Raw genomic sequence first — 14185 nt, forward strand, 5'->3', positions numbered from 1 at the left:
CCCTCATGGTGAGGAGCAGATCCGGCGCGCCCTTGCGTCGCCGGACCTGCGTCTCGAACCATCTGGCACATTTGCTGCTGCCATCCTTCGAGACGCCGCGCGAAGCGCGCGCGGCTCCTCAGGATGAGGAGTGGGGTGTGCCGTCCGAGAAGTGAAGCGACACCTCGCCCGATGGATAGCTGCTATGAAATCACCAGATTGACCGCCTTGGGCCCCTTGCCCTTCTTGTCCGGTTCGACTTCGAAGGTGATGCGCTGTCCTTCGATCAGGTCCTTCAACCCGGCCCGCTCCACCGCGGTGATGTGAACGAACACATCGCGACCGCCGTCATCGGGCTTGATGAAGCCATAGCCCCGTTCTCCGTTGAAGAACTTGACGATCCCAGTCATGGCCATCGGGAAACTCCTCCCCCGTACTGCACCGCCGCCACGCGCCGTCAGCGCGTATCAGCCCGACCGGACATTCGCTGCCGGAAGGCAGGGCCATCTGCGGATTAGGCTGCACCGCCGATCCGTCTTGAAATTATTTGAGGCCTTGTCACTCCGCCGCTACCATTTGCGGAAGCGGAACGTAAAGCCAGTCCAATGGACTGAGCATAATACGGTTCCCGGCAAATTGCCTACCGTTCAAATCGTGCTTTTGCGGCGCGGCAAAGCGGCGGAGGCCTGCAGCGTCAGGGTTTGGGCACTTCGAGCCTGAACCGGCCGGCGCCGCCCTGGCCGAGCGGCTTTTCCAGTTCGGGCAGGATTGCCTTCAACTCGCCCATCAGCGTCCAGGGCGGGTTGACGATCAGAAGCCCCGTGGAGACGAGGCCCGGGGATGCGGCCTGCGGTGCGACGCTGAATTCCAGTCGCAGGCATTTTCCCGGCGGCTTGCCGGCGCCGGCCACCTCGGCGACATGCCGCGCCAGGCCGTCGGTGGCGCGCCGGCTTTTCACCGGGTACCACATCAAATAGCTGCCGGTCGGCCATTTCGCGAAGGCCTCGGCAAAGCCTGCGGCCAGCCGTTCGAACTCGTCCTTCTGCTCGAACGAAGGATCGATCAGGACCAGGCCGCGCCGCTCGTTCGGCGGCACGAAGGCCGGCAGCGCGGTCCAGCCGTCGAGGTCGACCACCCGGGCCTGGGTGTCGCGCCGGAGCGCCTCGATCAGGCGCTTGCGGGCTTTCGGCTCGACCTCGCAGGCGGTCAGGCGATCCTGCGGCCGCAGCAGCGCGCGGGCGATCAGCGGCGATCCCGGATAGGCCTTCAGGTCGCGCTGCGGATTGAACGCCCTGATGATGTCGAGATAGGGTTTCAGCAGCGGCTCGGTCTTTTCCGAAAACCGCGCCTGCATGATGCGGGCGATCCCGGTCAGCGATTCGCCACCCCGGCGGGCTTCCTCGGAGGTCAGATCGTAGACCCCGGCGCCGGCATGGGTGTCGATGACGCGAAACGCCGCCGGCTTCTCGTGCAGATAGGTGAGCATACGCACCAGCACGATGTGCTTGATGACGTCGGCGAAGCCGCCGGCATGAAAGTCGTGACGGTAATTCATGGGAGAGGGGTTACGACATCAGACGACGAAAGTAACCAAGGTCATTCCGGGATGGCGCGTTAGCGCGAACCCGGAATCTCGAGATTCCGGGTTCGATGCTTCGCATCGCCCCTGAATGACGTATCCCCCTCAGGTCCCCCGCATCGGCGGCATCACCACCTCGTCGCGGCGGCAGGCGCGGCGGTCGGTCTCTTCACAGGCGCGGAACTGGAGGTCCTTGCTCATGCAGATGCGCACTTCGCTGAGCCGCTTCCGGCCGCAGACCACCGCGATCGCCGAGGCGCTGAGGCCGGGATTGACCTTGACGAAGGCTTCCTCGATCTCGGCGGGCGCCAGTGTCTTCTCGGCGGCCAGATCGAGATATTCCGGCGGAATCTTCACGGCGGCGCGGGCCTTGCGGATGGTCTCGAAATAGGCCCGGGCGCCGAGCCCGGAGCAGGTGCCGTGCTTGTCCCACTCGGCAAAGATCAGCCCGGGCGCCGGCATCAGATCCAGCATCGACGTCATGATATTGCGATCGAGCCGCGGCGACGGCCGCTGGCAGTAGTTGGGAAAGCCGCGCTCATATTGCGGCCACAGGCCGTGGACCACGAAGGCATAGGGCCGGCCGCACTGGATCTGCGACCGCCCGCTGGTGCCGCGCTCCGCCGCCTCCTCGCAGTAGGAAGGCGACCACGACAGCGACAGCACGTAAAAATCGAACTCGCCGGGGGCATTCTGCCGGCGATCCTGCGCCGCTGCGGTCCCCACCAGCCCTGTCAGGGCGGCCGCGATCAGCAACCCCAGGGAGATCACAACCCGCGAAATCCCGACCCGTAAAAAATGCGACATGACAAAGCCCCTATACTCGGACCGCCCGGAAGTGTAGCAGAAAACCGGAACATTTCAAGAACAAATTATGAAGAGCGACGACGGCGAGGGCGAGATATCACCGATCCCACGCTCACAGCAGGGTCTGGGCAAAAATCGAAAACAACCCCATGCACAGTAAGAGCGGGCCGCCGCACTCGTGCCGCTGCGTTCGGAACGATATGAAAATGCTACGTTTTCACGGTTCCAGCCAAATCTCATCCAGCTTCAGGGGAGGCCAGATTCGGGGCAATCGCCCCAAAAACCCAGGGTGCCGCTCAGGGCTTGGCGGCCTTGCAGCCGGGATTATAGGCCCAGTTGCGGTCGAGCCCGGTCACGCACCATTCCACGCCCTGGCCGAAGCCGGCAAAGCCGCCGTCCTCGATGATCGAGTAGTGCACCTGGCGCAGCTTGCCGTCGCTCAGCATCACGTCGGCGCTGCAATAGCGGCGCGGTATGTTGTCGGACTGCCAGGGCCGGAACGCGGTTTCGTGGATGCGGCCATAGGCCGTGATCTTGAGCGAGGAATTCCAGAAGGTGCTTTCCTTCTCCCAGAACTGGTTGGTGATGGTGCCCAGTGCGGCTTCGCATTCCTTGACCCGGCCGTCATATTTCGGGCCGAACAGCCCGAAATTCAGCTCCAGCGGATTGGCCGCTTGCGCCGACTGGCCCGGGGTAAGCAGACCCAGCATGACGCCGAGTGCTACGCCAACAGCGGGTCGTTTCTGGGCTTTGAAGAAGTCGCGCATGGGGAAATCCGCCGGTGTTCCAACGTCGGGGACGGTGCCGCGAAGCCCGCACGAGGTCAAGTGCAAGGCGGCCACACCTGCCGATAACCCGGCGCTCGGCCGTCCGCCGTTCTTTTCATGGCGGCCGATGCGCCCTAAGGTGCTTGCAGCCAAATGGAGTCTGCGATGCGAATGATTGGGGCTGCGAGCCTGGTTGCGATGGGAATGCTGGCGAGCGCGCCGGTGCAGGCCCAATGGGTGCCGCCGTTCAAGGGCAACGACACCGGCGGCATCATCGCCTATGGGCTGGCGTCGCAGACCGATATCCGCGCCATGGCGATCGACCACTGCGCCGGTTACGGCAAGGTGGTGAAATTCCTCGGCGTGCAGGCCTACGAGGGCGGCTACATCTCGTTCGCCTGTCGCTGGGTGCCGTATTACCGGGCGGACGGGGCCGTGCGCGCCCGTTACTGAACCGGATCATCCCACCTGTCGGAATCGATCAGCCGGGAGTGCGCACATGACGCGACAGCTCGTTTCATTGGTATTAGGCGCTTGTCTGCTGGTGGCTATCCCAGGGCCCGATGCCGTTGCGGTCGAACTGCCGATGCGCAAGGCGGGCCTGTGGGAAATGAAGACCATGCGGGCCGGTTCGTCGACGCCCGAGATGACGATGCAGCAATGCACCGACGAGACCACCGACAAGGCGATGAGTTCGTCCTTCTCGCCTGCGTCGAAGGATCTGTGTTCGAAGAACGACACCCAGAAGACCGCAACCGGCTATGTCAACGATTCCGTCTGCAACGTCGCGGGCGTGACCATGACCTCGCATTCCGAGATCGTTGGCGACTTCAATTCCGCCTACACCGTCAAGGCCACCTCGCAGAGCCAGGGCGGTCCGCCCGGCATGCCGCGCGACAGCACCACGACGATCGAAGCGAAGTGGCTGGGCGCCTGCAAGGCGGATCAGAAGCCCGGCGACATCATGATGCCCGGCGGCATGAAGATGAACATCAAGGACATGGAAAAGCTCAAGGGCCTGATGCCGAAGCCGGCGAAGTAGCCGAGGCGCTCGCTTACTCTCCCCTGTAGGGGGAGGGTCGCTCGCGTAGCGAGCGGGGTGGGGTGACAGTCTCTCAACTCGCTCACTGTTCGATACGATAGACCGTCACCCCACCCCGCCGCTCCTTTCAGTCGCGTCGACCCTCCCCCTCCAGGGGAGGAGAAGAAAGTCACACCGGTATCCGCACCGCCGCACGCAGCCCGCCCATCGGGCTGTCGCCGAGCGTGATGTCGCCGCCATGCGAGCGGGCGATGTCGCGGGCGATCGCCAGCCCCAGGCCGGTGCCGCCCTCGTCCTGGTTGCGGGCGTCGTCGAGCCGCAGGAACGGCTTGAAAACTTCCTCGCGCATCTCGACGGGAATGCCCGGGCCGTCGTCGTCGACCGTGACGGTGAGATAGCGGTGGTCGCGGTGGCCGGTGATCGAGATCGCGTTGGCGTGGCGCGCCGCGTTGGAGACGAGGTTGGCGAGGCAGCGCTTGAACGATGCCGGCTTCACCGTCACCACGGGCAGGCCGTGGAATGTCACGGTCGCGGCGTGGCCGTTGCGCTCGGCGTCGCTGCGCAATTCCTCCAGAGCCAGCGCCATGTCGGTCGGCTGCGCATGCTCGCCGCTGTCGCCGCGCGCGAACGCCAGATAGGCCTCCAGCATGCCGGCCATCTCGTCGACGTCCTTGCGCATGCCGTCGACCTCGGGGCTGTCGCCGATCAGCGCCAGCTCGAGCTTGAAGCGGGTGAGGATGGTGCGCAGATCGTGGCTGACGCCGGCCAGCATCGCGGTACGCTGCTCGATCGAGCGCTCGATGCGCGCCTTCATCTCGAGGAAGGCGTGGGCGGCGCGCCGCACTTCGCGGGCGCCGCGGGGACGGAAGTTCGGCGCCTCGCGGCCCTTGCCGAAACTTTCGGCGGCGTCGGCCAGCCGCAGGATCGGCTTGATCTGGTTGCGCAGGAACAGCACCATGACGATCAGCAGGATCGACGAGGTCCCCAGCATCCAGAAGATGAAGATCTCTGAATTCGACGCATAGGCAGCACTGCGCTGCGCGAAGATCCGCATCACCGCGTCGTCGAGCTGGATGCGGATCTCCACCAGGTTGGAGCGGCCGACGGTATCGATCCAGAACGGTCGCGCGATCTGGCGGCTGAGCTGCACCGACAGCGTCTGGTCGAGCAGCGAGAAGAACGGTTTCGGCCCCGGCGGCGGCATGTCGCCGACGGGGAGGAAATCCAGCCCCATGCCGAGCCGCTGCTGGGCGATGCGCCGCAACTGCGTGCGGTCCTTGTCCTGCGGATAGACCTTGTAGACGTCGATCAGGGTGGCGACATCGGCCACCACGGCGGCGGACAGCCGCCGCGTCACCGTGTTCCAGTGCCGCTCCATGAACACGAACGCCACCACCGACTGCAGCACCACCATCGGCACGATCATGATCAGCAGCGCGCGGGCGTAGAGCCCGGTCGGCATCCAGCCCTTGAAGGCGTTGCCCATCCAGTTATTGGCGGCGGAGACGCGCCCGGCGGCGGAGCGGATCAGTGTGAGGCCGGTGTCGAGCGTGCTCATACTGATATTCTCAAGGCGAAGCGACCAGGCGATAGCCGACGCCGCGCACCGCCTGCAGGAACAGCGGATTGGCTGGATCTTTCTCGATCTTGCGCCGCAGGCGGTTGATCTGCACGTCGACCGCGCGCTCGTTGACGGAGCCGTCGCCGGTCAGCGCGCTGCGCGGCACGGTCTCGCCCGGCGCCACCGCGAGAATCCGCAGCATCTCGCGCTCGCGATCGGTGAGGTGGATGGTCTCCTCGCCCTGGCGCAGTTCGCCGCGGTCGAGATGATAGACATAGGGGCCGAACGCGACCTGCTCCAGCGTCTCCACCGGCGGCGGCGCGGTGCGCTTGAGAATATTGCCGATCCGCAGCACCAGCTCGCGCGGCTCGAACGGCTTTGCGACGTAATCGTCGGCGCCGATCTGCAGGCCCTCGATGCGGGCCTCGGCTTCATGGCGCGCCGTTAGCATGATGATCGGCACCGAGGACGAGGTACGGATGAAGCGGGCGAGGTCGAAGCCGGTCTCGCCCGGCATCATGACGTCGAGGATCAACAGATCGAAATGCAGGCCGAGCAGCTTGGCGCGGGCGTCGGAGGCGCTCGCCGCCGTGGTGACGCGGTAGCCTTCCCCGCACAGAAAGCGCGACAACAGATCGCGGATGCGGCGGTCGTCATCGACCAGCAGCAGATGCGGGGCGTCGTCGGCCGGTTGCGGCGGGGTCCGCGCGATTGTGGAAGCCTGGATCACGACTTGTCCTTTGCGGTTGCGCCGCCGGAGCCGAGAATGGTCGCCAGCACCTTGTCGGGATCGTCGTGATCGATCATCGCGCGCAGGAACTGGCGGACGGTTTCCACGCCATCGGGCGCGATACCCGACAGCGCGCGGTTGATCCGGTCGGTCTGCAGGCCCGCGAGCCTGCCCACCAGCGCCTCGCCCTTGGCGGTGGCGTAGAGCAGCCGCTGCCGCCGGTCGTTGTTGCCGGTGCGCTGCACGATGTAGCCTTCGTCGAGCAGCTGTTTGAGTACCCGTCCCAGCGACTGCTTGGTAATCCGCAGCACGTCCAGGAGATCGGCGACCTTGAGGCCGGGAAAACGGTGGACAAAATGTAGCACCCGGTGGTGCGCCCGCCCGAAGCCGAAGGCCTCCAATACGTTGTCGGCGTCGCCGACGAAATCCCGGTAGGCGAAGAACAGCAGCTCGATGATATCCCAGCGCAAATCGGCCTGACCCGGGGCAGGGGATCGTGCTTCGCCCGCCCTCGAATCGGGGTCTGTGGAGGATGCCGAGAAATTTATGTCAGCCATATTGACGTATCTTGGGTTCAATGTTACAAAACTGTCAGCCGCGACGAAACATTAAGTCGTTTTGAGCGCGGTACAGTTCCAAAGGGCCGGATAAGGCCTGAAGTGGCGGCCGAGTTTGAACAAGGCTGCTGATTTGTTGACCGTGCGATTGTCGAGCGGCATTTCGGCAAACATACTGGACTTCCGCATTCCACAAAAGCGTGTCCTAAGGACATGCCGGCGTGGCAACCGGCCGCAAGGCCGGGCGGGGAAGGCCAGGCGTAACCAACCGCGCCGCGTCGCCGGCGCAAGAACAGGCGCAAGACCAGCGTCAATCCGGGAGAACGTCCATGGCAGTTTCGATCGAGCAGGCCCGCAGAGACAGGCCGACGGCGGACATCGCGCCGGCTCCGACAGCGGGAAGCAAGGCCATGAGTTTGAAATTCGACATCCAGCCTGCGGCGAACCTGACGCCGGAAAAAGAACGGGAGGCAAAGCTCGCGGACCCGGGTTTTGGCCGGGTTTTCACCGATCACATGGCGATCGTCCGCTACAACCAGGCCAAGGGCTGGCATGACGCGCGCGTCGAATCCCGCGCCAATTTCCCGCTCGATCCGGCCACAGCCGTGCTGCATTACGCGCAGGAGATTTTCGAGGGCCTCAAGGCCTACAAGCGCGACGACGGCGGCGTGAACCTGTTCCGTCCCGACGCCAACGCCAGACGCTTCCAGAATTCGGCCGACCGCATGGCGATGGCGCCGCTGCCGGAGTCCGCGTTCATCGAAGCGGTCGAGCAGCTCGTGCGTCTCGACCGCGCCTGGATCCCGGGCGGCGAGGGCAGCCTTTATTTGCGGCCCTTCATGATCGCGAGCGAGGTGTTCCTCGGCGTCAAACCGTCGGCAGAATACATCTTCGCCGTCATCGCCTCGCCGGTCGGCTCCTATTTCAAGGGCGGACCTGCGCCGGTGTCGATCTGGGTGTCGGAGAACTACACCCGCGCCGCGATCGGCGGCACCGGCGCGGTCAAATGCGGCGGCAATTACGCCGCGTCCCTGCGCGCGCAGGCCGAGGCCATCGAGCACGGCTGCGATCAGGTCGTGTTCCTCGATGCGGTCGAGCGCCGCTACGTCGAGGAACTCGGCGGCATGAACGTCTTTTTCGTGTTCGACGACGGTTCGCTCTCGACGCCGCCGCTCGGCACCATCCTGCCGGGCATTACCCGCGATTCGATCATCGCACTCGCCAGGGATGCCGGCATGCCCGTGCGCGAGGAGGCCTACACGATCGGGCAGTGGCGCGCGGATGCCGCCAGCGGCCGACTGAAAGAGGCTTTTGCCTGCGGCACGGCGGCCGTGATCTCGCCGATCGGCAAGGTGTGCTCGGCCAGCGGCGACTTCCTCATCAGCGGCGGCGCCGCCGGCCCGGTCGCCATGGGAATGCGCAAGAAGCTGGTCGACATCCAGTACGGCCGCGCGGCGGACCCGCACGACTGGATCAAGAAGGTGTTTTGAGGGGCGGCGGAAGTCTCGGTGCGTCCCTTTCTTCCCTCTCCCCTTGTGGGAGAGGGTGGACGCGATGCGGAAGCATCGCGGCCGGGTGAGGGGTCTGTCTCCGCGGATGCAGACCCCTCATCCGTCGCCTCACTTCGTGAGGCGCCACCTTCTCCCACAAGGGGAGAAGGAAACAAGCAAGCGGTTGCCGCGCCGGGCCTGCGCTGGTACCAACGCCGGCCATGGCTGAAAAACCCAAAAAACCGCAAAAACTCCGCGCCCGCTTGCCGCGCGGCCTTACCGATCGCGGCCCTGCCGAGATTGCGGCGACCCGCGCGATGGTCGCCAAAATCCGCGAGGTCTATCAGCGCTACGGTTTCGAGCCGGTGGAAACCCCGGCGATGGAATATACCGACGCGCTCGGCAAATTTTTGCCGGACCAGGACCGGCCCAATGAGGGCGTGTTCTCGTTCCAGGATGATGACGAGCAGTGGATCAGCCTGCGCTACGACCTGACCGCGCCGCTGGCGCGCTACGTCGCGGAAAATTTTGACTCGCTGCCAAAACCCTATCGCAGCTATCGCGAGGGTTATGTCTATCGCAACGAGAAGCCCGGCCCCGGCCGCTTCCGCCAGTTCATGCAGTTCGACGCTGACACGATGGGCAGCGCTTCGCCGGCGGCGGACGCGAGATGTGCATGATGGCGGCGGATACGATGGAAGCGCTGGGCATCCCGCGTGGCAGCTATGTGGTGAAGGTGAATAACCGCAAGGTGCTCGACGGCGTGATGGAGAGCATCGGGCTTGGCGGCGACGAGCATGCGGGACGACGGCTCATCGTCTTGCGCGCCGTCGACAAGCTCGACAAATTTCCGATCGCGGAAGTGGAAAAGCTGCTGGGTCCCGGACGATGGGACGGCGGCGAAGAAGGCAAGGGCGATTTCACCAAGGGTGCCGGCTTGAGCGCCACCGACGCGCACGCGATTGCGACCTGCTTCGGCGATCCCGGCAAGGCGGATGACGCCGCGTTTCGTTACCTGTTCGAGTCGGAGACGGTTCAGTTGGCGCGCGCCGAACTTTCCGAGATTTCCAATCTGATCGCGGCTTCCGGTTACGGTCCGGATCGCATCAAGATCGATCCCTCCGTCGTGCGCGGCCTCGAATATTACACCGGCCCGGTCTACGAGGTCGAACTCACGCTCGAGACGAAAGACGAAAAAGGCCGTCCCGTCCGCTTCGGCTCGGTCGGTGGCGGCGGGCGTTACGATGGTCTGGTCTCGCGCTTTCGCGGCGAGCCGGTGCCGGCGACCGGTTTCTCCATCGGCGTGTCGCGGCTGCAGGCCGCCCTCACCATGCTCGGCAAGCTCGACACCACGCCGGAGTTCGGTCCCGTCGTCGTCACCGTGTTCGACCGCGACCGCATCGCCGATTATCAGAAAATGGTCGCGGACCTGCGCAAGGCCGACATCCGCGCCGAGCTTTATCTCGGCAACCCCAAGAACATGGGCAACCAGCTCAAATATGCCGACAAGCGCAATTCGCCTTGCGTGATCATCCAGGGCTCGGACGAAAAAGCCAATGGCAAGGTCCAGATCAAGGATCTGATCCTCGGCGCGGGCCTCACCGAGATCAAGGATCGCGAGGAATATCTGAAGAAGCAGACCGCAGCGCAATACGAGGTCGATGAGAGCAGGATTGTCGAAGCCGTGCGCGAAGTGCTGGCGCGGCATGATGTGAAGTGGAATTAAGCCCTCATGGTGAGGAGGCGCCCTTGCGCCGTCTCGAACCATGGGGACAATGGGCACATCCTTCGAGACGCGGCCAAGAGGCCGCTCCTCAGGCGATAACGGCGAAGCCATTACGCAGGGATGAGGACTGAATTCGTAGCGAAAACGAAGTAGCAAAAACAAAGGGAGTGACAGAATGCCTGAAATTACCGTGAGCATGGCCGCCGGCCGCACCGACGAACAGAAGGCCGGCATGATGCGCGACATCACCCAGGCGCTGGTGAAGAACCTCGGCGTCGACGCCGACGCCGTCGTGATCCAGATCAACGAGGCGCCGCTGGCTCACAAGATGAAGGGCGGCAAGACCTTTGTAGAGCGCGCGGCGGCTGCGAAGAAGTAGAACCGCTCCCTCGTCGTCCCCGCGCACGCGGGGACCCATAACCCCGGTCGTCTGTTGGTGGAGCGTGCTGCTTCAACAAGGCTTTGTAAACTTCCCGTAACCTTGACGTCACGGCGTATGGGTCCCCGCGTGCGCGGGGACGACGGTGTTGAGATTTCGGATCATCCCATGGACGCACGCGACATCATCACCATCGGCATGAGCGCCGAGCGCACCCTCGTGGTGCCGCCGGAACAGACCGTCGGGCATTTCGTCGCGGGGATGCCGATGGTCTATGCGACCCCGATGATGATCCTGGAAATGGAGCTGGCGTCCGGCGACGCCATCCGTGGCCATCTGCAGCCGGGCTGGGTCACCGTCGGCACCGAGGTCGATATCCGCCATCTCGCCGCCACCCCGGTCGGCGCCACCGTGCGGACCACGGCGAAGGTGATCGCAGTGGAGCGCCGCGTGATCCGCTTCGAGGTCGAGGCGTTCGACGGCGAGCGCAAGATCGGCGACGGCCGCCACGCCCGCGGCCTGGTGAATCTCGCGAGTTTCAACAAGCGGATGGGTGCGAAGTAGACGAAACCCGTAGCCCGGATGGAGCCCTTGCGAAATCCGGGGCCGGTGCGGAAACTTGCGCGACTGACCCGGATTGCGCCAATCGGGCGGCGCTTTGCGCCGACCTATTGGCTCCATCCGGGCTACGACGAGTGTGCTACTTCGCCAATTCCTTCGAGCGCCTGGTCGCCGCCGCGACCGCGCGGATCATCAGCTGTTGCAGGCCGCCGTCGCCCATCAGCACTTCCAGCGCCGCCGCGGTGGTGCCGCCGGGCGAGGTGACGTTCTTGCGCAGCGTCGCCGATGAATCGTCCGAGCGATGCAGCAATTCGCCGGAGCCGGCGACGGTTTCGCGCGCCAGTTTTGTCGCGAGTTCGACCGGCAGGCCGGCTTCGACGCCGGCGCGCGCCAGCTCCTCGGCGAGCAGGAAGATATAGGCCGGACCGGAACCGGACACCGCGGTCACCGCGTCCATCAAATTCTCGTCATCGACCCACTCGACCGCGCCGGTGGCGCGCAGCAGCGCGTGGGCGACCGCGCGCTGCGCGGCGCTGACATTGGTCGCCGCCACCGCCACCGTGATGCCGCGGCCGATGGCGGCTGGCGTGTTCGGCATGGCGCGCACCACGCTGCCGCCGCAGACCTTTTCGAGCGCGGCGCTGGTGATGCCGGCCATGATCGAGACCACCAGGGTGGAAGCGCTGACGAATGGCTTCAGCGCCGGCCCGGCCTCGGGGAATGTCTGCGGCTTGACGGCGACCACCAGCGTCGCGACATCGCCGATCTCGTTCGCCGTCGGATTGAGACGGATGCCCTTTGCCGCCAGCGCGCTGATGTCGGCGGAAGGGTGCGGCTCGATCACGGTGACGCGCTTCGGGTCGAGCCCGCCCGCCAGCCAGCCCGTCAGCATCGCGCCGCCCATCTTGCCGGCGCCGGCGAGCACGATGGTGCCGGTGATGTTTTTCAGTGCGCTGGTTGTGTTCAAGGTGCTCACCACAAATGACGCTGTCGTCCCGGCCTCCGAGCCGGGACCCATAACCACAGGTGGTTCTAATGAGGCGAGGGACGAGCGACAAGCATTTTAGCCGAACGCGGGTGTCACGGCGTATGGGTCCCGGCTCGGAGGCCGGGACGACAGCGAATATGTTGCAGCGCCTGCGTTGGAGTCTTCAAGCCTCACCCTGCGTATCGAACATCGCCGCACTCATGGCTTCCGCGGCATTCTTGCCGGCCCAGACCACGAACTGGAATGCGGGAAAATAGCGTTCGCAGGCGTGGATGGCGCCGACCAGCATGCTTTCGCATTGCGCGGTCGAGGCGGTCAGCCCGCCCGGCAGCACCAGCGCCTGCCGGTACATGATCATGCCGGTGTGGGTCCAGATGTCGAAATGCCCGACCCATAATTGTTCGTTGATGGCGGCGATCAGCCGCTGCACTTCGGCGCGGCGGGCGGCCGGAATCTTCATGTCGAAGGCGCAGGCCAGATGCAGCGCCTCGATCTCGCCCATCCAGGTGAAGGACAACTGGTAGTCGGTCCAGTCACCCTTGGAGACGATGGTGACCTCGTCTTCGCCGGATCGTTCGAACGACCAGTTGTTGTCGGCGGCGATGTCTTCGACAACCGCGAGCGGGTTGTTCCGGGAATCGATGATGCCTTCGAGCAGGGACATGCCGTCTCGACCTTACTTTGGTATCGGAGATACGATGGTTGATACGCACGCAGCAGGCCGACACGCGCTGACATAACGCGTCGCTGCCGGACGCAATCCCTTGGGTCCACCTTGTGGTGGGTTCGTTGAGCTTGCCGGGATCAAGTGATGTGATTTGCAGAATCTCCGCAACCGTACGGGGACTCCGTCCACAGGCAAAGGGCCGCTCATCCACAGCTGATCGCAAACGCCATTGTTAACTTTTGGAACAAACCGGAATCGGATTCGCGCAAGGCGAGTCCGGCGCGTCGAATGCAGCCGTCGAACGGTGCTTATGGTGGGCTGGCCATGACGAAATATTGAATCATTTTCATGCGGTTACCGACCTCAAGTCCGGCCGCCCGGCTCTGCGGGCATGGGGACATGCAGATTTCCGATGCGGAAGCCGCTTGCTGGCCTCCCGGTGATTCGCCATAGTTCCCGTCAAGGCCGCTCATACCGGGCGGCCGATGTTCTCAGGGCGGGGTGAAAGTCCCCACCGGCGGTAAGGGTGACGCAGCCCAAGCCCGCGAGCGCCTTCTTGTCCGGACGTTCCGGCGAAAAGGGTCAGCAGATTCGGTGTGACTCCGAAGCCGACGGTTAAAGTCCGGATGAAAGAGAACGGTCGCGACAGCCGCAATCCGCGCGGCTGCTCGTTCCGTATGCCCTGATTCTGGTCCTGAAAGAGGAAAGCCATGAATCAGATGTTGCAAGAACCCCAAATCCAATCTTCTGAAGTTAAATCCCCCGAAATTATCGATCCTCCGGCAACCTCGCATCCGCGCTTTGCAAAACCGCAGCGGGTCGCGTTCGTGCAATCCTCCTGGCACCGCGAGGTGGTGGAGGAATGCCGGATCGCCTTCCTTCAGGAGATCGAGGCGCGCCATATCACGAATGTCGATCTGTTCGAGGTGCCCGGCTCGTTCGAAATCCCGCTGCATGCGCAGATCCTCGCCAAGACGCGGCGCTATACCGCCATCGTCGCGGCGGGGCTTGTGGTCGATGGCGGCATCTACCGCCATGAATTCGTCGCCGACACCGTGATCAAGGCGCTGATGGATGTGCAGCTGCGCACCGAGGTGCCGATCTTCTCGGCGGTGCTGACGCCGCAACAGTTCCACGAGAGCGCCGCGCATCTGGACTTCTTCCGCCGCCATTTCGCGCTCAAGGGCGTCGAGGTCGCGGAAGCCTGCGCCAACACGCTGCTCAGCCTGGAACGGCTGCGCGGCCAGGTCGCGGCGGGGATTGCGTAAACTCTCGTGCCCCGGACGCAGCGCAGCGCGATAGCGGTGCGCTGCTGAGCCGGGGCCCATGATAATTCACGAAAGCGTGGGTCC

At 64.4% G+C, this 14185-nt stretch carries 15 protein-coding genes, 1 pseudogene and 1 riboswitch; of the genes and pseudogenes, 7 read left to right on the forward strand and 9 right to left on the reverse strand.

From position 1 onward, the window contains the following. Positions 1 to 182 precede the first annotated feature (182 nt). From Q7T45_RS10935 to Q7T45_RS10950, 4 genes are all read right to left on the reverse strand, one after another. On the reverse strand, positions 183 to 395 hold the full coding sequence (locus Q7T45_RS10935; protein WP_304742374.1) for a cold-shock protein: 213 nt from the start codon (positions 393 to 395) through the stop codon (positions 183 to 185). A gap of 278 nt (positions 396 to 673) precedes the next feature. Further along, on the reverse strand, positions 674 to 1534 hold the full coding sequence (locus Q7T45_RS10940) for a 23S rRNA (adenine(2030)-N(6))-methyltransferase RlmJ (RefSeq protein ID WP_304870595.1): 861 nt from the start codon (positions 1532 to 1534) through the stop codon (positions 674 to 676). A 129-nt stretch (positions 1535 to 1663) separates the two neighbouring features. Beyond that, entirely contained in the window at positions 1664 to 2365 is a 702-nt protein-coding gene (locus tag Q7T45_RS10945) for a ribonuclease T2 (protein WP_304870597.1), read from the reverse strand. A gap of 296 nt (positions 2366 to 2661) precedes the next feature. Further along, positions 2662 to 3132 (reverse strand): hypothetical protein, encoded by a 471-nt coding sequence (locus tag Q7T45_RS10950; RefSeq protein WP_304870599.1) that lies wholly within the window; start codon positions 3130 to 3132, stop codon positions 2662 to 2664. 165 nt (positions 3133 to 3297) lie between these two features. Between Q7T45_RS10950 and Q7T45_RS10955 the strand changes: the two genes are divergently transcribed. Further along, entirely contained in the window at positions 3298 to 3585 is a 288-nt protein-coding gene (locus Q7T45_RS10955) for a hypothetical protein (protein WP_304870602.1), read from the forward strand. A 46-nt stretch (positions 3586 to 3631) separates the two neighbouring features. Beyond that, complete coding sequence (locus Q7T45_RS10960; RefSeq protein WP_304870604.1) at positions 3632 to 4174, forward strand: DUF3617 family protein; 543 nt, start codon at positions 3632 to 3634, stop codon at positions 4172 to 4174. A gap of 169 nt (positions 4175 to 4343) precedes the next feature. Here Q7T45_RS10960 and Q7T45_RS10965 read toward each other — a convergent pair whose 3' ends face one another. From Q7T45_RS10965 to Q7T45_RS10975, 3 genes are read right to left on the reverse strand one after another with little or no spacing between them, the layout of a single operon-like run. Continuing rightward, the gene (locus Q7T45_RS10965; protein ID WP_304870606.1) at positions 4344 to 5732 is read right to left on the reverse strand and encodes an ATP-binding protein; all 1389 of its coding nucleotides are present in this window, start codon (positions 5730 to 5732) and stop codon (positions 4344 to 4346) included. 10 nt (positions 5733 to 5742) lie between these two features. Beyond that, complete coding sequence (locus Q7T45_RS10970; RefSeq protein WP_370691256.1) at positions 5743 to 6462, reverse strand: response regulator; 720 nt, start codon at positions 6460 to 6462, stop codon at positions 5743 to 5745. Further along, positions 6462 to 7022 (reverse strand): MarR family winged helix-turn-helix transcriptional regulator, encoded by a 561-nt coding sequence (locus Q7T45_RS10975; RefSeq protein ID WP_304870610.1) that lies wholly within the window; start codon positions 7020 to 7022, stop codon positions 6462 to 6464. Before Q7T45_RS10975 ends, Q7T45_RS10970 begins: the two co-directional genes overlap by 1 nt. Positions 7023 to 7432: 410 nt before the next feature. On the opposite strand from Q7T45_RS10975, the gene Q7T45_RS10980 reads away from it, so the two are divergent. The 4 genes and pseudogenes from Q7T45_RS10980 (at position 7433) to Q7T45_RS10995 (ending at position 11181) form a co-directional block, all read left to right on the forward strand. Continuing rightward, positions 7433 to 8512 (forward strand): branched-chain amino acid aminotransferase, encoded by a 1080-nt coding sequence (locus Q7T45_RS10980; protein ID WP_304870677.1) that lies wholly within the window; start codon positions 7433 to 7435, stop codon positions 8510 to 8512. A gap of 221 nt (positions 8513 to 8733) precedes the next feature. Continuing rightward, positions 8734 to 10107: pseudogene (gene hisS, locus Q7T45_RS10985) on the forward strand (histidine--tRNA ligase); the annotation flags it as partial. A 306-nt stretch (positions 10108 to 10413) separates the two neighbouring features. Next, positions 10414 to 10617 (forward strand): tautomerase family protein, encoded by a 204-nt coding sequence (locus tag Q7T45_RS10990; protein WP_025590867.1) that lies wholly within the window; start codon positions 10414 to 10416, stop codon positions 10615 to 10617. Between the two features lie 168 nt (positions 10618 to 10785). Continuing rightward, positions 10786 to 11181 (forward strand): thioesterase family protein, encoded by a 396-nt coding sequence (locus Q7T45_RS10995; RefSeq protein WP_304870622.1) that lies wholly within the window; start codon positions 10786 to 10788, stop codon positions 11179 to 11181. Positions 11182 to 11317: 136 nt separating this feature from the next. Here Q7T45_RS10995 and proC read toward each other — a convergent pair whose 3' ends face one another. Together proC and Q7T45_RS11005 are read right to left on the reverse strand one after the other, a co-directional pair. Then, positions 11318 to 12196, reverse strand: coding sequence for a pyrroline-5-carboxylate reductase (gene proC / locus Q7T45_RS11000; RefSeq protein ID WP_304870680.1), 879 nt, complete (start codon positions 12194 to 12196; stop codon positions 11318 to 11320). A gap of 133 nt (positions 12197 to 12329) precedes the next feature. Then, entirely contained in the window at positions 12330 to 12830 is a 501-nt protein-coding gene (locus Q7T45_RS11005) for a YbjN domain-containing protein (protein WP_304870624.1), read from the reverse strand. 486 nt (positions 12831 to 13316) lie between these two features. Then, a riboswitch (FMN riboswitch) is annotated at positions 13317 to 13475 on the forward strand. Between the two features lie 68 nt (positions 13476 to 13543). Between Q7T45_RS11005 and Q7T45_RS11010 the strand changes: the two genes are divergently transcribed. Beyond that, positions 13544 to 14101 (forward strand): 6,7-dimethyl-8-ribityllumazine synthase, encoded by a 558-nt coding sequence (locus tag Q7T45_RS11010; RefSeq protein ID WP_304870626.1) that lies wholly within the window; start codon positions 13544 to 13546, stop codon positions 14099 to 14101. Positions 14102 to 14185: the final 84 nt, after the last annotated feature.

It is taken from the genome of Bradyrhizobium sp., from assembly GCF_030646015.1.
Classification (GTDB): Bacteria; Pseudomonadota; Alphaproteobacteria; order Rhizobiales; family Xanthobacteraceae; genus Bradyrhizobium.